Annotated in this window: 16 protein-coding genes; 11 read left to right on the top strand and 5 right to left on the bottom strand. The window is 64.0% G+C overall.

All coding sequences use genetic code 11. The annotated features are described in order from the left end of the window. Positions 1 to 62 precede the first annotated feature (62 nt). The 4 genes from H6678_00705 (at position 63) to H6678_00690 (ending at position 7,615) form a co-directional block, all read left to right on the top strand. Positions 63 to 1,319, top strand: a complete 1,257-nt coding sequence (locus H6678_00705) for an ROK family transcriptional regulator (GenBank protein MCB9472312.1) — start codon at positions 63 to 65, stop codon at positions 1,317 to 1,319. Then, positions 1,319 to 2,128 (top strand): glycoside hydrolase family 16 protein, encoded by an 810-nt coding sequence (locus H6678_00700; GenBank protein MCB9472311.1) that lies wholly within the window; start codon positions 1,319 to 1,321, stop codon positions 2,126 to 2,128. Before H6678_00705 ends, H6678_00700 begins: the two co-directional genes overlap by 1 nt. A 111-nt stretch (positions 2,129 to 2,239) precedes the next feature. Next, positions 2,240 to 5,401, top strand: coding sequence for a glycosidase (locus H6678_00695; protein ID MCB9472310.1), 3,162 nt, complete (start codon positions 2,240 to 2,242; stop codon positions 5,399 to 5,401). 15 nt (positions 5,402 to 5,416) lie between these two features. After that, positions 5,417 to 7,615, top strand: a complete 2,199-nt coding sequence (locus tag H6678_00690; GenBank protein ID MCB9472309.1) for a glycoside hydrolase family 3 C-terminal domain-containing protein — start codon at positions 5,417 to 5,419, stop codon at positions 7,613 to 7,615. Between the two features lie 75 nt (positions 7,616 to 7,690). Here the strand turns inward: H6678_00690 and H6678_00685 are convergent, their stop codons facing one another. From H6678_00685 to H6678_00675, 3 genes are read right to left on the bottom strand one after another with little or no spacing between them, the layout of a single operon-like run. After that, the gene (locus tag H6678_00685; protein ID MCB9472308.1) at positions 7,691 to 9,172 is read right to left on the bottom strand and encodes an MFS transporter; all 1,482 of its coding nucleotides are present in this window, start codon (positions 9,170 to 9,172) and stop codon (positions 7,691 to 7,693) included. Further along, positions 9,172 to 9,993, bottom strand: a complete 822-nt coding sequence (locus H6678_00680; protein ID MCB9472307.1) for a glycoside hydrolase family 16 protein — start codon at positions 9,991 to 9,993, stop codon at positions 9,172 to 9,174. Before H6678_00680 ends, H6678_00685 begins: the two co-directional genes overlap by 1 nt. A gap of 45 nt (positions 9,994 to 10,038) precedes the next feature. Beyond that, the gene (locus tag H6678_00675; GenBank protein ID MCB9472306.1) at positions 10,039 to 13,044 is read right to left on the bottom strand and encodes a hypothetical protein; all 3,006 of its coding nucleotides are present in this window, start codon (positions 13,042 to 13,044) and stop codon (positions 10,039 to 10,041) included. Between the two features lie 111 nt (positions 13,045 to 13,155). Here H6678_00675 and H6678_00670 point away from each other — a divergent pair, with 111 nt between their 5' ends. From H6678_00670 to H6678_00645, 6 genes are all read left to right on the top strand, one after another. After that, positions 13,156 to 13,464: an SUMF1/EgtB/PvdO family nonheme iron enzyme gene (locus tag H6678_00670; protein ID MCB9472305.1), complete on the top strand. Its 309-nt coding sequence runs from the start codon at positions 13,156 to 13,158 to the stop codon at positions 13,462 to 13,464. A 32-nt stretch (positions 13,465 to 13,496) separates the two neighbouring features. Next, a complete protein-coding gene (locus H6678_00665) occupies positions 13,497 to 13,931 on the top strand; it encodes a DUF1330 domain-containing protein (protein MCB9472304.1) in 435 nt (144 codons plus the stop codon). A 216-nt stretch (positions 13,932 to 14,147) separates the two neighbouring features. Continuing rightward, positions 14,148 to 15,098 (top strand): T9SS type A sorting domain-containing protein, encoded by a 951-nt coding sequence (locus H6678_00660; GenBank protein ID MCB9472303.1) that lies wholly within the window; start codon positions 14,148 to 14,150, stop codon positions 15,096 to 15,098. Between the two features lie 581 nt (positions 15,099 to 15,679). Further along, positions 15,680 to 16,603: an SUMF1/EgtB/PvdO family nonheme iron enzyme gene (locus tag H6678_00655; protein ID MCB9472302.1), complete on the top strand. Its 924-nt coding sequence runs from the start codon at positions 15,680 to 15,682 to the stop codon at positions 16,601 to 16,603. A gap of 274 nt (positions 16,604 to 16,877) precedes the next feature. Further along, on the top strand, positions 16,878 to 17,852 hold the full coding sequence (locus tag H6678_00650; GenBank protein ID MCB9472301.1) for an SUMF1/EgtB/PvdO family nonheme iron enzyme: 975 nt from the start codon (positions 16,878 to 16,880) through the stop codon (positions 17,850 to 17,852). A 158-nt stretch (positions 17,853 to 18,010) separates the two neighbouring features. Further along, on the top strand, positions 18,011 to 19,165 hold the full coding sequence (locus tag H6678_00645) for a T9SS type A sorting domain-containing protein (GenBank protein MCB9472300.1): 1,155 nt from the start codon (positions 18,011 to 18,013) through the stop codon (positions 19,163 to 19,165). Positions 19,166 to 19,237: 72 nt separating this feature from the next. Here H6678_00645 and H6678_00640 read toward each other — a convergent pair whose 3' ends face one another. After that, positions 19,238 to 19,417, bottom strand: coding sequence for a hypothetical protein (locus tag H6678_00640; GenBank protein ID MCB9472299.1), 180 nt, complete (start codon positions 19,415 to 19,417; stop codon positions 19,238 to 19,240). Positions 19,418 to 19,621: 204 nt separating this feature from the next. Here H6678_00640 and H6678_00635 point away from each other — a divergent pair, with 204 nt between their 5' ends. Beyond that, positions 19,622 to 21,823 (top strand): peptidase S8, encoded by a 2,202-nt coding sequence (locus H6678_00635; protein ID MCB9472298.1) that lies wholly within the window; start codon positions 19,622 to 19,624, stop codon positions 21,821 to 21,823. Positions 21,824 to 21,898: 75 nt separating this feature from the next. Here H6678_00635 and H6678_00630 read toward each other — a convergent pair whose 3' ends face one another. Next, positions 21,899 to 23,428, bottom strand: a complete 1,530-nt coding sequence (locus tag H6678_00630) for an aldehyde dehydrogenase family protein (GenBank protein ID MCB9472297.1) — start codon at positions 23,426 to 23,428, stop codon at positions 21,899 to 21,901. Positions 23,429 to 23,556 lie beyond the last annotated feature (128 nt).

Here is a 23,556-nt window from a genome sequence, read left to right as displayed (position 1 = left end):
AAGGCCCCAGAGTGTATCTTGAGTCGCACATGAGTCATCAATCATCGACGGAGTCCACGCGTATGGACGAGCAGAAGCTCGGTCCGCTTGACAGGGCAGGAGCCGTGACCATCGAGATCAAGCGCAATCAGCCGCTCTCGGACGGAATCCTCAATCTGATCTGGCATGAACAGGTCATCTCACGGGCCGACATCGCCCGGCAGACCGGTCTGGCCAAGTCGACGGTGTCCGAGAACATCAGTTTTCTGCTGAAATCCGGGCTGGTGCAGGAAAGCGGCATCGGCGTCTCCGGCGGCGGTCGGCAACCGATCCTGCTCAGTTTCCAGGACGAGGCCTGCTGCGTGCTGGGTGTGGAAATCGGTGCGCGTCATGTGGCCGTCACCCTGACCGATCTGCGGGGCAAGGTGCTGGTCTGGTCCGAGCGCAGTTTTCCGGCGCGCACGGATCCCGATGGCACACGGCGTCTTGTGCTCGAGCTGTGTGCCGACTGTGTGCGCAACCGGCCTTCCGCGCGGACCCAGCTGGTGGGCATCGGCGTGGCCGTGCCCAGTCCCGTGAATCCCGAGAGTCCCCAGCGTCTCTCGGAGATCGTCATGCCGGCCTGGCAGGGCCGGCTGGGGCTGGAAGAGCTGACCCGCGAATACGATGTGCCGCTCTTCGTGGACAACGACGCCAATCTGGGTGCGCTGGCCGAGTTCTGGTGGGGCGCCGGCCGCGGGAATCGCGACTTCATCTACATCAAGTCGGCCACGGGCATCGGCGCAGGTTACATTCTGGATGGCCGGATCTACAAAGGGGGATCGGGCTTCGCGGGCGAGATCGGCCATCTCTCCATCGATCCGGAAGGACTGGACTGCATCTGTGGCCTGAAGGGCTGCCTTGTGACACGCGTCGGTCTGGATGCGGTCCTCGCCCGGGCGCGGGAACTTCTGGCCCACGATCGCGAGAGCACGCTCAACGGAAGCGAGGTGAGCGTGGACGCACTGGCCGCGGCCGCCCACAATGGTGACCGGCTGGCCCGGCAGGTGATCGAGGAGACCGCCGACTCCTTCTCGGTGGCCATCGCCGGCCTGCTGAACGCTCTCAATCCCCGGGCGGTGATCATCGGCGGCAGTCTGGCCAGTCTGGGAGTCCTGCTGCTCGAGCCCTTGGGTCAGGCGATCCGCAACCGGATGAACATCAGCACCAACCAGCTCACGGAAATCAAGGTCAGCGAACTGGGGACACGCTCGGTGGCCATCGGTGCCGCCACCCAGGTGATCAAGGAAGCCCTGGCCAACCCGCGACTCTTTCCCACCCTCAACAAGGCCGAGGCCTGATGTACAAGGCCCTCCTCAATGTGCTGGCGCTCGTGGTACTTGTGTCACGACTGAACGCCCAGCCCGGACCGGCGGAGCGGACCTGGGTGCTTGTCTGGCAGGATGAGTTCGACGGGCCGGCAGGTCAACTGCCCGATCCCTCTTCCTGGGGGTACGACATCGGAACCGACTGGGGCAATGGCCAGCTCGAGTGGACCACGGACCGCGCCGAGAATGTCTCGCTGGATGGCAACGGCAACCTGCGGCTCACGGCCAGGCAGGAGAATTGGCAGGGCTGCCAGTACACCTCGGCGCGCATCGTGACCCGAGGTCTCTTCGAACCCGTGCACGGACGCGTCGAAGCGCGCATGCAGCTTCCCGTGGGGCAGGGCCTCTGGCCCGCCTTCTGGTTGCTGGGTGCCGACATCACCGAGGTCGGCTGGCCCCAATGTGGCGAGATCGACATCATGGAGTACCGTGGACAGCAGCCCTCGATCAACTGGGGCACCGTGCACGGTCCGGGCTACTCGGGGGGCGGCGGGTTCAGCCAGATCTTCGATCTGGGCGACGCGGGCTTTCACCAGGGCTTTCACACCTTCCGCGTGGACTGGAGTCCCGGGGCCATCGAGTGGCGCGTGGATGACATCCTGTATCACACCGTCAGCCCGCAGGATGTCCCGGGGCAGTGGGTGTTCGACCATCCCTTCTACATCATCCTCAACATCGCGGTGGGCGGCACCTTCGTCGGTGCCCCCGACGAGTGCACACGCTTTCCCCAGACCCTGCTCGTCGACTGGGTCCGGGTCTACCAGGACGACGGGACCCGCTGAGGAATGGCCGGGTGCGCGGTCGTCCGGAACTTGACAAGCCTTGCTTGATGCTCTACTTTGTTCGGAAGTCGAACTAAGTCAGACCCCATGGTCCACCATCCGGGAGAACCCATGCTGTTCCCGTACTCCATCCGCACAGGCGGGTTGCTTGCACTGGCATGCCTGCTGCTGTCCGCTCACACGATCCTGGCCGGTTCCGATGTCCGGATGGTCAAGGATGCCGACGGCATGCGCCTTGTCGTCGATGGCGAAGACTTTCTGGTCAAGGGAGTGAACTGGTCCTATGTGCCCATCGGGCAGAACTACAGCTACAGTCTGTGGAACCAGCCGGAGCCGTTCATCCGCGAGGCCCTGGACGAGGAAATGCCTCTGCTGAAGGCGATGGGAGTCAACACGATCCGCCAGTATGTCGGAATCCCGCCCCGCTGGATCGAGTACATCTACCGCGAGTACGGCATCCACACGGTGCTGAATCACGCCCTGGGCCGCTATGGCATGACCATCGACGGGGTCTGGACCAGCCCCACCGACTACGGGGATCCTCGGACGCGCGAGGTGATCCTGGCCGAGATCCGTGAGATGATCGAAACCTATCAGGGCACACCCGGCCTGCTGATCTGGCTGCTGGGCAACGAGAACAACTATGGCCTCTACTGGAGTTCGGCGGAGACCGAGGACCTGCCCGAGGAGGAGCTGCATCACCAGCGCGCCGTGGAGATGTACTCCCTGTTCGAGGAGGCCATCGGCCTGATCAAGCAGCGGGACACCCGCACACCCGTGTCCATGGCCAACGGGGATCTGCAGTATCTGGACATCATCGTGCAGCAGGTACCCAGTCTGGACATCTACGGCACGAACATGTATCGCGGCATCTCCTTCGGGGATGCCTTCTCCCGGGTGATGGAGGAGGCGGGCTGGCCGATTCTGTTCACCGAGTTCGGCTGCGACGCCTTTCATGCGGTGGACGTGCGGGAGGACCAGTACCACCAGGCGGCCTATCTGCTGGGCCAGTGGCAGGAGATTTACCAGAACACACAGGGCAAGGGACTGGCCGGCAACTCTCTGGGCGGTCTGACCTTCCAGTGGAGCGATGGCTGGTGGAAGTACCTGCAGGAAGAGAACCTGGACGTCCACGACATCAATGCCTCCTGGGCCAACGGAGGCTACCCTTACGATCTGGCACCCGGCGAGAACAACATGAACGAGGAATGGTGGGGCGTGTGCGCCAAGGGGCCGACTCTGGCCAGTGGCCATTTCCAGCTCTATCCGCGGGCCGCCTACTATGCCCTGCAGGAGGTCAATCGGCTGGATCCCTATGCCGGAAGCAGTGATCGTGCCACCATCGACCGTCACTTCGCCGGCATCTCGCCGATGGCCATGCTCTCGCGCGCCCGCGGAGACAAGGCCGATCTGGCGGCGGAGGACACGCGACGCTTCCGGGTCAGCGGTCTGCGCATGAAGCTGGAAACCATCAGCACGGGGGGCAAGCGCATCCAGACCCCGTCCAGCCCCGACGAGGATTACACCAGCTATCCCCGCTTCCGGGGCTTCGACCGTCTGGAGTCCTTCTTTGTGGACTTCGAGGCCCAGCCCGCGGGCAACATGACCGGCCAGCTCTCGCTGAACATCCTGGGCAATGTGCCGGAGAACCCGATTGACGAGACCTTCTACGAGAACCGGGAACGCCCGGTGAAGGTGCTGGGCCAGAACGGCTGGGAGACGATCAGCGGCACCGAGCGTGTCAGCGTCTACCGGGCCAGTGTGTCCTGGAAGCACCGCGATTTCGATCTGGAAGGCTTCTACCGCGGGCAGCATTATCACTGGGGTTACGAGGGCGACTTCTTCGGGCTGTATCGCGAGGCCAACTATGGCCCCAACATCGACATGTACAACGGCAACGCTCCCATCGGCATGGAACTGACCGCGCGCAGGAGTCTCAAGGGTCTGGTGATCGCCATGGGGCCCGAACTGTGGTGGGGCGCCAACCCGACCATTCTGGCCAAGTACCGGCGCGAACTGGGATCCTTCGGGCCCTTCCGTGATCTGTCCGCGGCCGTGGTCGTGCAGAAGGACCTGGCCGATCAGAAGAATGTGGTCTCATCCAGTGCCCTGCCCACTCCCCAGACCCGCAAGGCCACCCTGCACCTGCAGTCATCGATCAGGGATTTCGGCCTCGAGCTGGGCGCGATCTGGGCGGGCCAGGAGAAGGTCGGCCGGACATTCACCTATGTGGACGACAGTGGCCAGCCCACCCTGGACGAGATCCGGCCGCTGGACACCTTCGGTGGCAAGTTCAAGCTCACCTGGGGCAAGGGGCGCGTCCTCTGGTACGCCCAGGGAGCGCTGATGGGACTGGTCGCCGATGGCGGTCCCACCGCGGTGCAGACCTATACCGGCTGGCTGCTCAAGGACAGCGGGATGGGCAACCAGGTCAATGCGCTGACGGGCCTGACCTGGTCGCTGGGCAATCTGCAGGTCGCCCCCAATGTGCTCTGGCAGAAGCCGATCGAGGGGCCCAACCCGTCCCCCTGGCTGCGCAATGTGGTGGTGGCCAACGATCCCTTCGCCGTGGGCGCCAACCGTGAGACAGTGGCCGCCGAGCTGCTGCTGAGCTGGGATCCGACACCCGCGACCTGGATGTACGCCTGGAACAATGACATGGTCGAGGACGCACGCCTGGCCTGGAATCTGGGTCTGGTGGTACGACGTCACGAGACGGGCACCGATGCCGGCCAGTATTTCGCCGAGGACGGTGAGACGATCTATGCCTACGATGCCTCGACTCCGGCCCGCGACCTCTGGGAGATCCATTCCCGCATCGTGGCCAAGCGGACGCCCGGACATGGTGTGATCGCCAATCTCTACGCGGGCCTCGGCGAGGCCAACGGCGACTTCGCCGGTGAGGCGAGCATCGACCGCGAGATCAGGCGCTGGGGTGGTGATGCGCGCCTGATCTGGAACAGCGTCAAGACGGTGTTGAGTGCCAGGGTCAATGATTGGGGCCCCTACGATTATCACCGGGATTTCAACTATACCTATCCCCTGCAGCTGGGCGCCGATCTCTCGACCAGTCTGGGCCAGCCGCAGTGGTGGGACGAGATGCAATCCCGGCTCGGGGTGCGCGTGCTCTGGCGCTCGCTGGACAGGCATTCCAACCGCTACTGCCCGGCCATGGTGCTGGAGAACAACGAGCTGGTCTGCGACCCGGACGCTCCGGGCCATCGCGACGGACGCGAGTGGGAGATTCGCACCTATCTGCACCTGGGCATCTAGCGGGGGACAGTCACGATGAGCACGCAGACCCAGGCAGCCGGCGCCCTCTCCGACCGTGTGACGGCCCTGCTGGCCCGGATGACGCGCGCGGAGAAGATCGGCCAGCTGGTGCTGGTCAACGGCTCCGAGGGCACGCTTCCCGACAGCCTGCGCGACGAGGTGCTGGCCGGCCGGGTCGGCGGAGTTCTCAACGAGGTGGATCCGGACACCGTCCAACGGCTGCAGCGACTGGCCCGCGAGCAGAGCCGTCTCGGCATTCCCCTGCTGATCGGGCGGGACGTGATCCACGGCTTCCATCACATCGCTCCGATTCCGCTGGGGCTGGCCGCGACCTGGAATCCGGCGCTCGTCGAAGCCTGCTCGCGGATCTCGGCCCTCGAGGCCAGTGCCTGCGGTGTCAACTGGGCGCTGGCGCCCATGCTGGACATCGGGCGTGATCCACGCTGGGGGCGCGTCGCCGAGTCCTTCGGCGAGGATCCGCTGCTGGTGGGCGCGATGGGTGCCGCCATGGTGCGCGGCCTGCAGGGTGCCGACCTGACCCGGGCCGACAGCCTGCTGGCCTGTCTGAAGCACTTCGCCGGCTACGGTGCCTCCGAGGGCGGGCGTGACTACAACTCGACCCAGATTCCCGAGATCACGCTGCGGCAGGTCCATCTGCCCCCCTTCAAGGCCTGCATCGATGCGGGCGCCCTCTCGCTGATGGCCTCGTTCAGCGAGCTCAACGGAGTTCCCGCGACGGCCAATGCCTTCCTGCTGAAGCAGATCCTGCGTGAGGAATGGGGCTTCCGGGGCTTCGTGGTCAGCGACTGGGAGGCGGTCGGCCAGCTGGTCGACCACGGGCTGTGTGCCGACACGCGCGAGGCCGCTCGCGAGGCCGCCCTGGCCGGCATCGAGATGGAGATGTACGGGCGCTGCTTCGCGGAGCATCTGGATGCCCTGGTGACGGCCGGCAGTGTCTCCGAGGCGCAGCTGGACACCATGGCCGGACACATGCTGGAGGTCAAGCTGCGGATGGGGCTGCTGGACGGCCGTCCGGAGCGTGCCAGCGTGTCACTGTCCGCCGCCGAGCTGGCCGGACCGCTGCACCGGGCCGCTCTGGAAAGTGCGGTCCTGCTGGTCAATCGCCAGCAGGCCCTGCCCCTGCGCAGCGAAGAACTCCACACCCTGGCCGTGATCGGTCCCCTGGCGGACGAGCCCGCCGAGCAACTGGGCACATGGGTCTTCGACGGTCGCCCAGAGCTGACGCGCACCCCGCTCCGTGACTTGCGCGACTACGCGGGCGATCGATTCCTTGTGCGCCATGAACCCGGACTGGCCTTCAGCCGGGACCGCGACGACGCGGGATTAGAGGCCGCCGTGACACTGGCGACCGAAGCCGATGCGGTGGTGCTCTTTCTGGGGGAAGAGGCGATCCTGAGTGGCGAAGCCCACTGTCGCGCCGACATCCGCCTGCCCGGCCGTCAGGAGGAACTTCTGCGGCGGGTCTGCGAGGCGGGGCGGCGGGTGATTCTGGTGCTGATGGCCGGCAGGCCGCTGGCGCTGGAAGCGGTGGTCGAGCTGCCCGACGCGATCCTCTTCGCCTGGCATCCCGGCACTCTGGGCGGACCCGCCCTGCGCGAGCTGCTCTTCGGTGAGGCCGTGCCCTCCGGCAAACTGCCGATGACCTTTCCGCGCGTCGCGGGGCAGATCCCGATCTACTGTGCCCACACCAACACGGGACGCCCGGCGCGCCCGGACCTGTATACGCCCATGGACCAGATTCCCCGCGGGGCCGTACAGCACTCCACGGGCAACACCTCGCACTATCTGGACGCGGGGTACACTCCACTGTTTCCCTTCGGGCACGGCCTGTCCTACACCCGCTTCGACTACAGCGATCTGCGGCTCGAGCAGTCGCGGCTGAGCATGGAGCAGACGCTGCGCTTCAGCGTGACCTTGCGGAACGTGGGGGACGTGGCCGCCGAGGAGGTGGTGCAGGTCTACGTCAGGGATCTGGTCGCCTCGGTGACCCGTCCGGTGCGCGAGCTGAAGGCCTTCCGGCGGGTGGCGCTGGAGCCTGGCCAGAGCACGTCGGTCCGCTTCGAGATTCCGATTGCCGAGCTGGCCTTCGTGGGGCGGGACCACTCCTGGTGCCTGGAGCCCGGAACTCATCGTCTCTGGGTCGGCGGCTCGTCCACGGCCGAGCTTGAGGCGAGCTTCGAGATCCTGCCCTGACACCCACCCGACACCTGAGAGCAAACCGGGGGGCATGTGCCCCCCGATGTGTTTCACAAGATGATTGCCGACCCCTCAGCTGGCCACTCCCTTGCCACGACGCCGTTCCAGTTCCATGCGCACCTCGTGCGCCCGCTCCTCCGTGATCGGAAAGCGCATGATGGCCCAGATGGCCAGCGCCGAGGCCACCATTGGAATCGCGGTATCGAAGACGCGCATCAGGAAGATCGCCCGTTCGCTCTGATTGCCACCCAGTCCCACATCGAAGCCCGTGGCGTTCAGCAGATAGCCGCTGCCGGCCAGCGCCGCCGCCAGACCCAGCTTGACCGTCCACCAGAAAATCGAGCCGTACATGCCTTCGCGGCGCTCGTGGGTCGCCAGCTCGTCCAGGTCGACCACATCGGCCACCATCGAGGGCACCAGGGTGAAGAGTCCGCCCAGCCCGAAGGCCATCAGGGGTGTGGGGACGAGCACCAGCCAGGGATGGGCCGGATTGTAGCACACCCATTTCAGACCGTAACCGATGATCGAGATGCCGATGGCGGCGAAGAAGGCCCGGCGCTTGCCGATCCGGGTGGCCAGCCAGGTGACCAGCACCACCACGGCGAAGGTGCACACGGCGCCCAGAGTCCCGGCCCAGCCGACGTAGCGCGCGCCCAGTTCCTGGTCTCCGCCGCTCACATAGTAGATGATCACGTAGGAGGCGAAAGCGGAAATCAGAATGAAGCCGTTGAACACCAGGAAGGTCGCGGCACAGAGCTTGAGAAAGGGGCCCGACTTCAGGGTGATCGCGAAGCCCTTGAAAAACTCGACCAGATTGGCCTTCAGACCCTTGACCAGACTGGCGTCACTGAGGTTCTGCAGGCGCTCGCGCAGGAAGATCGCCGGCAGCACTCCCAGGGCAATGGTCACCAGGGCGATCACGATGGCCAGCCCGGCCGCGCCGGCCACCTGGTCCGGTTCACCGGCCTCGTTGCGGAAGAAGGTGCCCGAGTTCATGATCCAGAGGAACCAGGGCGAGACCACGTAGGCCAGCTGGCCGATGAAATTCTGCGTGCCCATCAGCCGGGTGCGCTCATGGTAGTCGGGCGTCAGTTCGTAGCCCAGCGCGACCCATGGCGTGACCCACCAGGTGTAGCCGGCATAGAACAGGATCGAGCCGATCAGGAACCACCAGAAGTAGAAGAGCTCGCTGTGTCCAGCGGGCAGTTGCCAGAGCAGGGCGAAGAGGATCGCCGCGACGAAGACTCCGGTGAAGATGAAGGGGCGGCGACGGCCCCAGCGAGTCCGCGTGTTGTCGGAGATGTATCCCATCAGGGGATCGGTGAACGCGTCGGTGAGCCTTGGGATCGCGCCCAGCAGCCCGACCAGCGCCGGATTCATGCCCAGGCCCAGATTGAGCACGATCATCATGCCCCCGCTGGCGGCGGCCAGCAGGTTGTTGACGAATGCGCCCGCCCCGTAGGCGAGCCGTTGCCCCATGGGAATCCGGTCCTCGGGGGCGGTCTGGTAGTGTGTCACGCCCGTGTTGGCGTCCTGAACGTGCTCGGTGCTCATCAGCGCTCCTGGTAGACTCGTACCCAGTCGACCGTCATGGTCTGCGGGAACTCGGTGGTGGCGTTGGGGGGGCCGATGAAGTTGCCTCCCACGGCGACGTTCAGAATGATCTGGAAAGGTTGGTCGAAGACCCAGGGCCCGGGCACCTGGTCCCGGTTGACCCGGTGGTAGAGCTCACCGTCCAGGGTCCAGCGGATCCCGCCGCTGTCCCACTCGACGCCGAAGACATGGAAGTCTTCGTGGAATCCCGCCGGGCTGATGCTGCGATGCTGGCTGATTCCCTGGCCGCCCGAATACCCCGGCCCGTGCAGCGTGCCAAGGATCACGGAGGGTTGCTGTCCGCGGTACTCCATGATGTCGATCTCGCCGCACTGCGGCCATCCCACCGAGGAGATGTTGCTGCCCAGCATCCAGAAGGCGGGCCAGATGCCCTGGCCCACCGGCAGCAGGATCCGGGCTTCGATGCGGCCATGCATGGGTTCGTACAGGCCGCGCGTCAGGATGCGTGCCGAGGTGTAGTCGAAGCTCTGGAATGCCTGCTGGCGGGCGGTCAGGCGCAGGTTGCCCTCTCCGTCCAGTGAGACATTGGCCGGATCGTTGGTGTCGTACTCCAGCTGGTTGTTGCCCCAGCCCCAGCTGCCGTTGCCGATGTCATAGGTCCAGTTGGCCGGGTCCGGCAGCTGATCCGCGGGGCCGTCGAATTCATCCGCCCAGACCAGCTGGTACTCCCGCTCCCCATCGTCACCGACGGGGCTGTGTTCGCGGCTGCAGGAAAGAGCCAGCAGCAGCGTCAGGCCGGTGCAGATCAGGCGAACGGACATGGAGTCTCCAGGTTGACCACAGAGGCCGTCGTCATGCAGCGCTGGCTAGCGGTGCAGCAGCACATTGTCGATGAAGACCGTGTCGATGAAGGGGCTGCCCTCGATGCCCGACCCGATCAGCAGCTGCGCCAGATGCCCGCGCGCGGTCAGACCGCTGAACTGCGCGAGCGGCAGATCCAGCGAGACCCAGCTGCCGGTGGCCAGCGGCGTCGCGGACGAGGCGTCCACGTGCAGCTGATGTTCGCTGTCATCGCCGCCGCCCCAGACGCCGTTGGCGCCGAAATCCACCAGCTTGATCCAGAAATCGGCGGGAGCGGCCGTGGCATCGGGGGTCCAGAGATCCAGATGGAAGTGCGTCATCGTGGTGGCATCAATGGTCTGGCTCGTGAACTCGATGCCGGCGTAGACCAGACTGGTATACAGCTTGACCGCGTTGCCCTCGATCTCGATCTGGGCCACATCGGCCTCGTCGGGCCAGTTGGCCGACCAGCTGTCCACGGGCACATTGGTGTAGCTGTCGCTGAACAGCGAGATCACGTCGCCGGCGGCCCATGCGGGATCCGGTGCCGGAGTCGCGGGCACGTTCAAGCCCCCGCCGCCCGTGCCATGGAAGTAGACATTGTCGATGTAGACCGTGTGCAGTCCCCCGGAGAGGATCAGCTGGGCCGTGTGCTGGCGGGTGACCAGACCGGTGAAATCCGCCAGCGGCAGATCCAGGCTGACCCAGGATCCGGTCGCCAGCGGAGTCGTGTACGCGGCATTGATCGACAGCTCATGCTCCGTGTCGTCCAGCACCCCGGGGCCTTCCCAGACGCCGTTCGGGCCGAAGTCGACCAGCTTGACCTTGAACGCGGTCGGCATGGCGGTGGGGTCGGGCGTCCAGATGTCCATGTGGAAATGGCTCTTGTCGCTGATGTCCAGGGTCGAGGTGGTGAACTCGATCCCGGCAACGACAAAGTTGGTGTACAGCTTGAGGGAGTCGCCATCGATGTCGGTGTCCACAAGGTCGGCGTTGTCCCATCCGGCGGACCAGGTGTTCACGTGGACATTGCTGTACGCATCGCTGAACAGCGAGATCACTTCCGAGGGGTCCTGGGTTGGTGTCGGTGCGGGAGCCTGGGGACTGGTCTGGTCGTTGGCCTGGTCATGGAAGTAGATGTTGTCTACGAAGATCGTGTTCAACTGATCGCTGCTCAGGATCAGCTGCCCCAGATGGCCCCGCTCCGTGAGACCCGTGAAGTTCTGCAGCAGCAGATCCAGGCGAACCCAGGTGCCACTGACCAGGGCCGGGGTGGTGCTTTCACTGACGCTCAGTTCGTGTTCCGAGTCGTCCCCGGTGCCCACGAGGCCGTCCGCTCCCAGATCGACCAGCTTCACGCGGAAGGTCGCGCCCGCGACCGCATCTCCGGTCCAGAGATCCAGATGGAAGGCGTTCATCGCGGCGGCGTCCACGGGTTGCGAAAGGAACTCGATGCCCGCGACCGTCAGGTTGGTGTAGCGGCGCACAGCGTCCCCTTCGATCTGGAGCTCGTCGGTATCCGCCGAATCCCAGTCGGCGGACCAGCTGTCGACCGGGGTGTTCGTGTAGGCATTGCTGTACAGCGAGATCACGCCCGCCGGATCTTCCTGGGGCAATGGAGCGGCCACCGTGGGTGCGGTGGGCAGAGGATCCTGATGGAAGTAGAGGTTGTCCAGCCACAGGGTGGAGCTGCCTCCGGCGAGGATGATCTGGGACAGGTGGCTCACGGAGGTCAGGCCGCTGAACTGCGCCAGCGGAATGTCCAGCGTGCTCCAGTCACCCTCGACCATCGCGGGAAACGTCGCGGTGGTCAGAATCACTTCGTGCTCGCTGTCGTCACCGCCTTGATAGGCTCCGTCGGCACCGAAGTCCACCAGCTTGATGCGGAAATCGTTGGGCTCCAGGGTGAAGATGTCCAGATGCAGGTAGGTGGCGGCCGAGACATCCAGCAGCGAGGCGGAAAAATCGATGCCCGCGAAGGTCAGGTTGGTGAACAGCTTGATCGCGTTGCCCTGCAGCGTGATATCTTCCACGTCGGCCATGTTCCAGTCGGGGGTCCAGTCGATGGTGGCCGCATCGGGATAGGCGTCGCTGAACAGGGACTGCACTTCGGAGGCGGGCTGCATGGGGAAGGGGGGCGGAGCGGTGGGGCTGCTGTTCGAGGTGGCGACCACGGTGATCACGCCTTCGGCGTCCACCGTGCCCAGTCTGGCGCTGATGGTGGCGTTGCCGTTGGTCAGAATGGAAATGCTGCCATCGGTCTGGGGCAGCGCCACCGCCGGATCCGTGCTGGTGTACGTGAAATAGGCGGGCATGATGCCAATGGTCCGGTCCTGGCCGTCAATGGAAAATGTGACATGCGATCCGCTGGGCACCACGCTGCTGCCGGGAACGGCGTCGTAGGTCCCGCCGGCCAGCACGGGCCGTGGATTGCTGATGCTGTCCAGTGATTCGAACTGGATCTCGTCCAACCAGAGGTTGAATCCATTGCCGTCCTGGGGGGCCACGGCAAAGTGGAACAGCCCCTGTTCCTGGGTCAGCACCGAGGGCAGCGGCAGAGGAATCACGACACGCTGCCAGCCGGTGCCCACCGCGATGTCGGTCATCTCGGCCGTGTGGATGGAGGTGCCCTGATTGTTGTTGCCGATCCCGATCACGCCCATGGTGGTCTGGATGCTGGCCTTCACATAGAAGGTGAGGGCATTGTAGCCGCTGAGATCCCGGCCACTGTTGGTGGTCACGAAGGAGCCACCGGCGTAGCTGCCGTTGACGCCACCCACGGGCGGAACCGTGATCCGGATGGCGGCATCGCCCCGGTAGGTGTCCTGGTACTCGATGCTGAGCGCGTACACATCGGAGTCGCCGAAGGCGGCAAAGTCCAGATTGGGGCCGAACTCATCCAGAAAGACCTCATGGTCCGCGGGATTGGGCAGGGGGCCGTCGGTGGACTGATTGTCCCGTTCGCAGGCTGCACCGAGCAGCAGCAGGGCGGTGCTGACGACGACAAGGCGGGACGTGCGGGAAGTGTTCATGGTTCCGGTCTCCAGGGGGCCAGGCCGCGGTCGGCGGCGATTCAGACTTAGTTCGGAGTTCGAACAAACTATTCCGGCGGGTCTTGATTTGCAAGTAAAAGAAACGGCTTCGTGCATGGAACCAGCCGGATATCCGATCCTTCGAGCGAGATCAACAGCGTGATCGGTATCCATCACGGCAGCTACCGTCTGCCCACCCAAGCCGAATGGGAGCGCGCCGCCCGCTATGATGTTGGCAGAACCTTGCCCTGGGGTGAGGTCGAGGTGTCGTCCGAACGGGCGAACCATCTGGGCAGTGGGTGGTCCATGCCCGTGGGCAGCTACCCCGGCGGACGCAGCGAGCTGGGAATCGATGACATGGCCGGCAATGTCTGGGAGTGGAAGGGCGACCAATTCTGGTGGCTCATCTTCGCACGCTGATCCGTTTCGAGAAGACTCAAAGGAGACGCACAATGAGTAAGCACACCACATCCCATCATCTCGAGCCCACCCAGGACGCCGGGCGTGAGCTATTCAGCCGGGGGATCAGCGGTCCCGTGGTGATGCTGAATCTGCTCCGCTTCCGGGAAGTCGCCGATTACTCGGCATATCCCGACATGGCCCCGGAGCAGGCGATCAGTGGGGAAGAAGCCTATCGTCGTTACATGCGTGAAACATTGCCCTGTCTGGAGCAGTCCGGTGGCGAGGTGCTTTTCTTCGGCCGTGGTGGACCTTTTTTCATTGGCCCGGTGGAAGAACGCTGGGATGCGGTGCTTCTTGTGAAACAGGCCAGTCTGCAATCCTTCCTGGCCTTCGCCTCAAACCCTGACTATTTGCCCGTTCTTGCGCATCGGGTGGCCGCACTGGAGGATTCAAGGCTGCTTCCTCTGGAGCAGGAGAACGCCTGAACCAGGCACTCCTTCCCGTTGAACCATTCCAGGTTGTCTGATTCGGATCAGACATTGGGCCGGATTCTGAACACATTCTGGCTGCAAATTTCCAGAAATCATTGTTTTTCAAGCAATTTGCTATGGCACAATAGTTGCAAAAATTGGCATTTTCAGGGGTCTCCCGGATTCCTGGTCACCCTCGAATCCGCAACCAGCTTGACAAGGAGAACTCCAATGAAAGCCCAGATACTTTGCGCCTTGGCCCTGGCGGGCAGCTTGCAGGCCCTTCCGACCTCCGGGCTGCTGGCCCATTATGAGTTTGAGGGAAACACCCTGGATTCCTCGGGCAATGGCCACCACGGAACGCCGAGTGGCGGCCTTGTCTATGACAACGGCCTGATTGGCCAGGCGGCGGACTTCGACGGGATCGATGACTATGTAAGCGTCAGCATTCCCCTGAGCGGTGGCCCTTGGGCCGTCAGCGGCTGGGTCCGCTTTGATGGCCTGACCTACGGCTACACGGATTGGCATGAGATCATCAGCAATCCCCTGCAGAACTTCGCCTTGGGCTTCGCACCGCTGGACAACTCGATGCAGATCTGGGCGGGCGGAGTGGCCCTGAGCAGTGGGCCCAACGCTGTCGCTGAAGGGCAATCCTATCATTTTCTCTTCCAGCAGTCGGGCGGCGGCCTGCAGGTCTGGCTGGATGGTACTCTGCTGGCCAGCGGGGGCGCCGGTGTATCACCTTCCGAGTTGACGACCATTGGTCAATGGCTGGCCGGTCATCCCCATCCCTGGGAGCGCGAGCCCCTGAATGGACTGCTGGACGAGTTGCGCATCTACGATCGTGAGCTGGATGAGAGCGAGATCCTCGAGCTTGTCAATCAGGGCAACGGCTCCGCCGCGACCACGGATCGTCCCGTGGCCTTCCAGCTGGATGCGAATCATCCCAATCCTTTCAATCCCACGACCACGCTGTCCTTCACGCTGCACGAAACCCTGCAGGCCCGTCTGAGTGTCACGGACCTCCAGGGCCGTCGGGTCGCCGTGCTGCTGGATGGCCTGACCGAGCGCGGCAGCCACCAGCTGTCTTTCGATGCGGCTGGACTGTCCAGCGGTGTCTACTTCTACACTCTGGAAGCCGCCGGTTCTCGTGAGACAAAAAGAATGCTGTTGTTGAAGTAGGGCGACGCTCCTGAAGATGTTGGCTTGACAAATCCTGATAAAGCACAACGGCCGCTTTGCGGCCGTTGTGCTTTCCTGCAGGTAGCTGGAGTCCTGAAGCCCGAAGACCGACCTCTCGTAGAGCTCTTGCAGCCTTGGGCTCTTTGGCCAAGGAACTCAGCCTCTTCCGGTCGCAAGGACCCGCGGCGTCACGGCTGATTGCTCTGTGCGACAGAGTCAACTTCGCGTGAGCTGCCCACAGCCGTGACACTCCCGGAGGTTGGAGGCACTGAAGGAGCTGGACGGGCGAGAACGACCGGGAGGATCGGCCGACCGGAGGGTTGACTGAAGCCATCCGCAGTGACTTGCATCCCCCGCCCGAACGCGCTGACAGCACACACAGGCCAGTATTCCCAAGAGCATCATGGCCCTTGCCCGGCCGATTGGAGATCTCCGGAACAGATTGCCAGGGACCGCGTTCTTGACTCCGATCAATCATGAGCCGTTGCGGAAAGCCCTTCTTGCACTCCATTTGTTTCGTGAGGCCATTGTTGAAGCTGTTGAGTATGTACCGGACTCACCTTCTTCCTTCCGTGAGCGCCATGCTGTTGCAAGCCTGTGCTCCCGGCGACTCCGACTGGGTACCGTCCCCGGCCATGATTGCCGTGCCCGCGGGACAATTCGTCATGGGGCAGGAGGGAGTCACCCGGGCCGAACCCGAGCATCAGGTCAGCCTGAGCCGGTCCTTCCTGCTGGGGCGCTTCGAGGTGACGAACGCCGAGTACCGTGATGCCTTGCAGTGGGCCTGGGACAATGGGCTTTGTGCGGTGGAATTCCATCGGGTTGTTCTGCCCAGTTCCCACCTGACGATCAACCTGATGGACATGGGCGATCCCGCCTGCGAGATCGAATTCCTGAACGGGGTCTTCCTGCTCAGGCAAGCCCCTGATCTGCGTGCCGCGATTGCCTGGCCGGGAGGCTACGATCCTGCCGATCACCCGGTGACCATGGTGACCTGGCTGGGGGCCGCTGTATACTGCGACTGGCTGAGTCTGCGGCTGGGGCTGCCGCCGTATTACGATGGGAACTTCATTCAGGACCGGAATCACGATCCCTACCGGGCAAACGGATATCGCCTGCCCACCGAAGCCGAATGGGAACATGCCGCCCGTTACCCGGATGGTCGCAGCTGGCCCTGGGGCGACGCCGAGGCAACTCCCGAGCTGGCCAACCATCTGGTACGTGGCTGGACTACCCCAGTGGGGGCGTATCCCGAAGGGCGCAGCTCGCTGGGATTCAGCGACTTGTCCGGCAATGTCTGGGAATGGGTCGGAGACAGCTACGAAGCCTACGATTCCATTGAATGGACGGACCCCCTGGGCCCCGCAACCTCCGGCCCCCATGTGATCCGCGGTGGGTACTGGGGCAACGGACCCGAATTGCTGAAATGTGCGGCCAGGGTCAATTTTGGTTCGGATTCTCCCTATCCCGGCATTGGCTTCCGGATCTGTCGTACGGCACCATGAAGTTCTGGATGGTGGAGATCTCCGATTCCCACCGAACAGGAACAGGTGTCCGTGATGCGGGCACCCGCGCACATCGCCTGTGCCTTGCAAGGGTGTGGGCACTGTCCGCTGACCTGTCCGGACCATCCTGAACCCGAGGTGTCGTGGCTTGATGACACTCCAGTGCGGGATGAAATGCAGACAGTGCATGTGCCTGGAGTCGACGCCGGGCGCATCACACACGTCGATCTGCCGACCAGAAGCATGCCGTCACCTACATTCACGGAGGCCCGTCATGAGCAAGTTGAACCTGTGCCTTGGCCACCTTTTTCCTCTCGTGGGTGCCCTGCTGTTGCAGGCCTGTGCTCCCGACGACTCCGACTCGTCATCATCCCCATCCATGATTGCCGTGCCCGCGGGACAGTTCGTCATGGGGCAGGAGGGAGTCGGGCGGGCCGAACCAGAGCATGGGGTCCGCCTGAGCCGGTCCTTCCTGCTGGGGCGCTTCGAGGTGACCAACGCCGAGTATCGGGATGCTCTGCAGTGGGCCTGGGAGAATGGCCATTGCCAGCTGGACTTCAACAGGGTTGTGCTGCCGGGCTCCAACCTGACGATCAACCTGCTGGACATGGGCGATCCTGCCAGCGAGATCGGGTTTCAGGACGGGGTCTTCTTTCTCCGGCAGGCCGCCGACTTGCGTGCCACGACTGCCTGGCCGGGAGGGTATGATCCTGCCGACCATCCGGTGACCATGGTGACCTGGCGCGGGGCCGCCGCGTACTGCGACTGGCTCAGCCTGCAGCAGGGGTTGCCGCCGTACTACGACGGGAACTTCATCCAGGACCGGAACCACGATCCCTACCGGGCCAGTGGCTATCGCCTGCCCACCGAAGCCGAGTGGGAACATGCCGCCCGTTACCCGGATGGTCGCAGCTGGCCCTGGGGCGACGCCGAGGCGACTCCCGAGCTGGCCAATCACCTTGTGCGTGGATGGACCACGCCGGTGGGGGCGTATCCAGGTGGGCGCAGCTCGCTTGGCTTCTCCGACTTGTCCGGCAATGTCTGGGAATGGGTGGGCGACTGCTTCGAGAGCTACGATTCCATCGATCGAATCGACCCACTGGGTCCCGCGACCACCGGCCCCCATGTGATCCGCGGTGGGTACTGGGGCAACGGTGCAGACTTGCTCAGGTGCGCCGCGAGGGTGACCTACGGTGTGGATTATCCGAATCCGGGCATCGGTTTCCGGATCTGTCGCACGGCTCCCTGACGCACCGGCCCAGCACAGGACCCGACCTTCTGATCCGGACCTTCGCTGATTTCCGCCGATGACGATCCGCCTCGCATTCCCGCCATCTCATCCGCACATTGCGGGCTGCACAGACTCCGTTCCCCATGGCCTCAGTTCCAGCATCAAGTGGAGGCCTCATGTTTTTCCTGCCAGGTCTTTTCGTGGCGGCATGGCTTTGCCTTGCCACGGCACTGCACGTGCATGCCACCGAGATCTTCATCTGCGATGCGGGCAACCTCAGCACGCTGCCCGGACAGATCCTGCGGGTGGACGAGAACGGGGAGAATGCCCAGATCTACATCAACTCCAACCTGTCCTGGCCCCAGGACATCCTCTTCCTGGATGAGATGCAGGAAGTGCTGGTCTCCAATTTCAACTCCGGGCGCATCACGCGCTACGACCTTTCGACAGGCAGTTACCTGGGCAATTTCGCCACCGGTCTGGCCAACCCCACCCGCATGAAGATCGGCGCCGACGGTCTGCTGTATGTGCTGCAATGGGGCGGCAACGGCACCGTGCGCCGCTACGAGCTGGATGGCACGTCGCTGGGCGCGTTCACCACGGCGGGTGTGACGTCAGGCATCGGACTGGACTGGGACGCCCAGTTGAATCTGTATGTGTCCTCCTACTACGGTGCGACGGTGCGCCGCTTCGATCCCGAAGGCAATGATCTGGGATTGTTCATCCAGCAGACCCTGGTGGGCCCCACGAATCTGTGGTTCGCAGGCAGTGAACTGCGCGTCCTGGATTACAACAGCGGTGTCGTCAGTCGCTTTGACGAGGACGGTGTCTGGCTGGGCTCCTTCATCACGGGCCTGGGGCAGGCCGAAGGAGTGGATTTCTTCGCGAACGGGCAGATCCTGATCGGCAATGGGCTGACCCATTCGGTCAAGTTGTTCGATGGGACAGGTGCATATGTGCGCGAGTTCGTGGCCAATGGAACGGCCGGCCTGATCACGCCCAACGCGATCGTGATCCGTGAAGCGGATGTGTCCGTCCCGGATCGGGGGCCGACCGGGCTGCTTCCGACCAGTCTTGAACTGCTGGGAAACTGGCCGAACCCATTCAATCCGTCCACGACGATTGAGTACCGGCTGCGGCAGGGGGCGGTCGTGCAGTTGACCGTCCACGATCTCCAGGGCGGACTCGTGGCCCTGCTGGAGGAGGGCTACCAGGCAGCGGGCCTGCGCCGTGTTCCCTTCAATGGCAGTGCTCTTGCCAGTGGTGTCTACCTCATCACGCTGCGCAGCGGAAGCGATCTTCGATCGGAACGAATGCTGTTGCTCAAGTAACGGGTGCGCGGATCCCGAATCTCCCGGACCTGAGATCCCCGGTGCGACCATGTCACACCGGGGACTTTGTGTTCAGTGGAATTCGCCGAACTCCCTGAACAGTGTTGCTTGCTTCTGCAGGACCATCTTGCGGGTCCGGACCTGGCCCCGGGCCTCAGGACGGTAGAAGTGGAGGCCGCTGCCCGGATTGCTGGCGTCGATGCTGACGCTGCGGGCACCGCGCTCGCTCAGCCCATCGACGAGCGTTGTCACCAGCTGACTGGCCAGGTCTGATGTCCCTGGCTGAGCCCTGACCATCTCCCGGATGGGTTTCCAGCAGGCAGGATATGCTTTGATTCCTGTCCTGCTTGTCATAGACTTGCGGCCGACCCAACCGTCAAACACGACATCCAGAAGACTGCGCCCATGTCGAGGCATGGGAGAGCTCTTCCTTTGGACTGATTGAAAGGCCCTTTCATGCGTTCCCTCACCTTGTTCCTGCTCAGCGGACTGCTTGCATCGGGTGCGTCGGCCCTGGCGCCGGATTCCGGACTTCCCCAGCTGCCCGAATGGGCCATTGCCGACTCCGGACTGCCGCCCTGCGTGAGGGACCGACTGGTCGTGCGCGTGCGCGATTCCTTCCTGCCGGCACTGCGCAGCGGCCAGGCCCAGTTGCAGGATCTTCCCGAGTTGGCCCGCTTCGCCTCCGAGCGTGCTGTTCGCTCATCCCGGGCCCTGCTCTGGAATCAGTCCGTGGACGGACCGGCACGCGAAGGTGGACTGGACCGTGATCTGATCGTGGAACTGGCCGCCGGTTCCGATCTGGCCACCGAGATCGCCGCCTGGAGCGCGCGCCCCGAGGTGGAGTGGGCCGAACGCGACTGGATGGTCAGTGCCTGCCTCACCCCGAACGACACCTATTTCACCCAGCAGTGGGCACTGCGCAACACGGGTCAGTCGCCGGGCAACGGCACCGTGGATTGCGACATCGATGCGGACCAGGCCTGGGATCTGAGCACCGGATCCAGCACGGTCACCATCGCCATCGTGGATACGGGCATCGACCTGAATCACCCGGACCTGCAGAGCAAGATCGTGGCGGGGTACGACTTCGTGAACAACGATGCCACCGCCGACGACGACAACATGCATGGAACTGCCTGTGGCTCGCTGGCCGCGGCACTCTCCAACAACGGGACCGGTGTCACGGGCGTGGACTGGCTGGCCCGGCTGATGCCCGTGAAAGTGCTCAATGCATCGGGCAATGGCTCCACCACGGACGTGGTGGCAGGTGTGAACTGGGCCCGCAGCAACGGCGCCGATGTGATCAGCATGAGCCTGGGTGGCGGAGCCTACAGCAGCACCTTCAACTCGGCGATCAACACGGCCTTCAACGCGGGTGTGTTCGTCGTGGCCGCGGCGGGCAACGAGAATGTCAGCACGGTCTCCTATCCCGCGAAGTATGCCAACTGCTTCGCGGTGGGCGCGCTCTCGCCCTGCAACGAGCGCAAGTCGCCCAGCAGCTGCGATGGCGAGACCTGGTGGGGCAGCAACTACGGCACGGGCCTGGATGTGATGGCGCCCGGCGTGAAGCTGCGCAGCGCCACCATCAACGGCTACATCAACAACATGAATGGCACCTCGGGCGCCACGCCCCAGGTGGCGGGCATCGCCGGACTGCTGCGCGGTGCGGATCCCAATGTGACACCTGCCGAGATCCGCGACCTGCTGCGAGCATCGGCCGTGGACATGGGCACGGCCGGCTGGGATTCGCAGACCGGCTATGGCCGGGTGAACGCCTACGAAGCCCTGCTGCTGATGTCGCCGCCGGAGCCCTGTGAGATCGATGCGCTTCCACCCTCCCTGAGCCATGTGCCGCTGGCCGACACCTGGGAGACCGTTCAGGACTATCCTGTGCTGGCGACGGTCACCGACGAGTGCTCGCTGTTCTCCGTGACCCTGCGCCACCAGCTGGATCAGGGCAACTGGTTCGAGATCCCGATGCAGCCTCTGGGTGGCGATGTCTACTCGGCCAGCATTCCGGCGGCTCCCGGGGGCAGCCAGATCACCTACCAGGTGGTGGCCTTGGACAACAGCAGCAACTTCAATGACACGGTCGTCGAACACTCCTTCATGGTGCTGGACGCCTGCGCCTCCGATCTGACCGCGCCCGGGCTGCTTGTCACACTGCCCTTCCTGGATACGGAGGACAGTGTGGGTCCCTACCAGATGCTGCTCGAGATCACGGACCCCTGCGGCATCTCGGAGGTGGTCGCCGGCTATTCGGTCAATGGAGGAGCCGGCGTGTCCGTGCTGGCGACGCCCATGGGCGGCGACAGCTGGCAGATGCTGATCCCGGGGCAGGGCGCGGGCAGTCAGATTTCCTGGTACCTCTATGCCCGGGATGCCAGCCCATCGCTGAATCTGGCGGCCGACAACGGGCTCTTCAACGTGATTCCGCCGGCCGTGCTTGCGGCTCCTGTGATCCAGATCGATCGCGCGGTTCCGGGCTTCCTGCACCTCAGCTGGGCGGCCGTGGAGGGTGCCGGCAGCTACGCTGTGTACAGCGCGGGCCTCGATGGAGTCTTCACCCTGCACACCACCACGACGGACACATCGCTGGACTGGCCCGAGGTGGGAGACGAGCTGCGGCTCTTCCAGGTGCGCGCGACCGACTGACGGACCGCCGATGACAAGAAGAAGGGCCCGCGGAAGAGATTCCGCGGGCCCTTGTCGTTGCTGGAGGTGGGGCGTCTACAGGTCGAAGTGGATGCCCTGGGCCAGGGCCGTGGTCCCCGACCAGTTGAGCGTGTTGGACTGACGACGCATGTAGGTCTTCCAGGCATCGCTGCCCGATTCGCGCCCGCCGCCCGTATCCTTCTCGCCCCCGAAGGCCAGACCGATCTCGGCGCCCGAGGTGCCCAGATTCACGTTGGCGATGCCGCAATCGCTGCCTTCGTGTGACAGGAAGGCTTCGCTCTCGAGGAAGTTGTTGGTGAAGATCGCGCTCGAGAGGCCCTGGGGTACGCCATTCTGCAGTGCCAGCGCCTCGGCCAGATCCGTGTACTCAATGATGTACAGGATGGGCGCGAAGGTCTCTTCCTGCACGATGTCGAAGTCATTCTTCACCCTGGCGATGGCCGGTGTCACGAAACAGCCACTCTCATATCCCGGGCCGCTGAGCACCTCGCCACCACAGAGAATCTCACCTCCCTGGGCCTTCACCTTCTCGATGGCGTTCATCATGTCGCCCACGGCACCCTTGTCGATCAGCGGACCCATCAGGGTGCCGTCGGCCAGCGGATCGCCGATCCGGATCGTACGGTAGGCGGCCTGCAGCTTGTCGGTCAGCGTGCCGGCGATGCTGGAGTGCACGATGATGCGCCGGGTGCTCGTGCAGCGCTGGCCAGCCGTGCCCACCGCGCCGAAGGTGATGCTGGGAATGGCCAGATTCAGGTCCGCGTCCGGTGTCACGATGATCGCGTTGTTGCCGCCCAGCTCGAGGATCGTGCGGCCCAGACGCTGGGCCACGATGCCCGCCAGACGCTGACCCATGGGGGTGCTGCCTGTGGCACTGATCAGGGGGACGCGGGTGTCGTGAGACAGGCGGTCGCCCACGGTGGAACCCTTGCCGATCACCAGGTTGCAGATGCCTTCGGAGTATCCATTGCGCTCGAGCACACGACCGATGATGCGCTGGCAGGCCAGCGCGGTCAGCGGAGTCTTGCTGGAAGGCTTCCAGACCACCACATCGCCGCAGACCAGCGCGATCATGGTGTTCCAGGCCCAGACGGCCACCGGGAAGTTGAAGGCGCTGATCACGCCCACGATGCCCAGGGGATGCCACTGTTCGTACATCCGGTGGCGCGAGCGCTCACTGTGGGTGGTGAGTCCGTAGAGCTGGCGGGACATGCCCACGGCCAGGTCGCAGATGTCGATCATCTCCTGGACCTCGCCCAGACCTTCCTGAAGGATCTTGCCCATTTCCATGGACACCAGCCGACCCAGGTCTTCCTTGTGCAGGCGCAGTTCATGACCCACCTGACGAACCAGTTCGCCACGAACGGGGGCTGGTACCATGCGCCAATCGATGAAGGCCCTGGCGGCACACTCCATGACTTTTTCGTATTCCGGCAGTTCACACTGGGTTACCTTGGCCAGGTCTTTCCCGGTGGAAGGGCTCGTGGAGGTCAGTTCCGACCCCGTGCAGTCCAGCCAGCGGGATCCGGTGGAGGCGCCAGGATTGATGGACTGGATGCCCAGATTGCTCAAGACGGTATTCATGGATGCGTGCTCCCGGTTCTATGGTATGCGATTCAGCGTCGTGCTGAGGCCGGCAATATAGCCATCGGCGAATCGCAAACTCAAAATCGCCGACCAAGCCGCTTCTTCGAGGGCTTGTCGTGTTTTCC

This window comes from Candidatus Delongbacteria bacterium (assembly GCA_020634015.1).
Classification (GTDB): domain Bacteria; phylum CAIWAD01; class CAIWAD01; order CAIWAD01; family CAIWAD01; genus JACKCN01.
Note: the sequence above shows the minus strand (reverse complement) of the source record. Positions and strands in the feature narration are given on the sequence as shown.

Coding starts and splice junctions, on each gene's coding strand:
- H6678_00645 (MCB9472300.1), top strand. CDS start 18,011: ATGTTTTTCCTGCCAGGTCTTTTCGTGGCGGCATGGCTTTGCCTTGCC.
- H6678_00675 (MCB9472306.1), bottom strand. CDS start 13,044: ATGAACACTTCCCGCACGTCCCGCCTTGTCGTCGTCAGCACCGCCCTG.
- H6678_00700 (MCB9472311.1), top strand. CDS start 1,319: ATGTACAAGGCCCTCCTCAATGTGCTGGCGCTCGTGGTACTTGTGTCA.
- H6678_00635 (MCB9472298.1), top strand. CDS start 19,622: ATGCGTTCCCTCACCTTGTTCCTGCTCAGCGGACTGCTTGCATCGGGT.
- H6678_00695 (MCB9472310.1), top strand. CDS start 2,240: ATGCTGTTCCCGTACTCCATCCGCACAGGCGGGTTGCTTGCACTGGCA.
- H6678_00685 (MCB9472308.1), bottom strand. CDS start 9,172: ATGAGCACCGAGCACGTTCAGGACGCCAACACGGGCGTGACACACTAC.
- H6678_00680 (MCB9472307.1), bottom strand. CDS start 9,993: ATGTCCGTTCGCCTGATCTGCACCGGCCTGACGCTGCTGCTGGCTCTT.
- H6678_00630 (MCB9472297.1), bottom strand. CDS start 23,428: ATGAATACCGTCTTGAGCAATCTGGGCATCCAGTCCATCAATCCTGGC.
- H6678_00665 (MCB9472304.1), top strand. CDS start 13,497: ATGAGTAAGCACACCACATCCCATCATCTCGAGCCCACCCAGGACGCC.
- H6678_00650 (MCB9472301.1), top strand. CDS start 16,878: ATGAGCAAGTTGAACCTGTGCCTTGGCCACCTTTTTCCTCTCGTGGGT.
- H6678_00690 (MCB9472309.1), top strand. CDS start 5,417: ATGAGCACGCAGACCCAGGCAGCCGGCGCCCTCTCCGACCGTGTGACG.
- H6678_00660 (MCB9472303.1), top strand. CDS start 14,148: ATGAAAGCCCAGATACTTTGCGCCTTGGCCCTGGCGGGCAGCTTGCAG.
- H6678_00705 (MCB9472312.1), top strand. CDS start 63: ATGGACGAGCAGAAGCTCGGTCCGCTTGACAGGGCAGGAGCCGTGACC.
- H6678_00655 (MCB9472302.1), top strand. CDS start 15,680: ATGCTGTTGCAAGCCTGTGCTCCCGGCGACTCCGACTGGGTACCGTCC.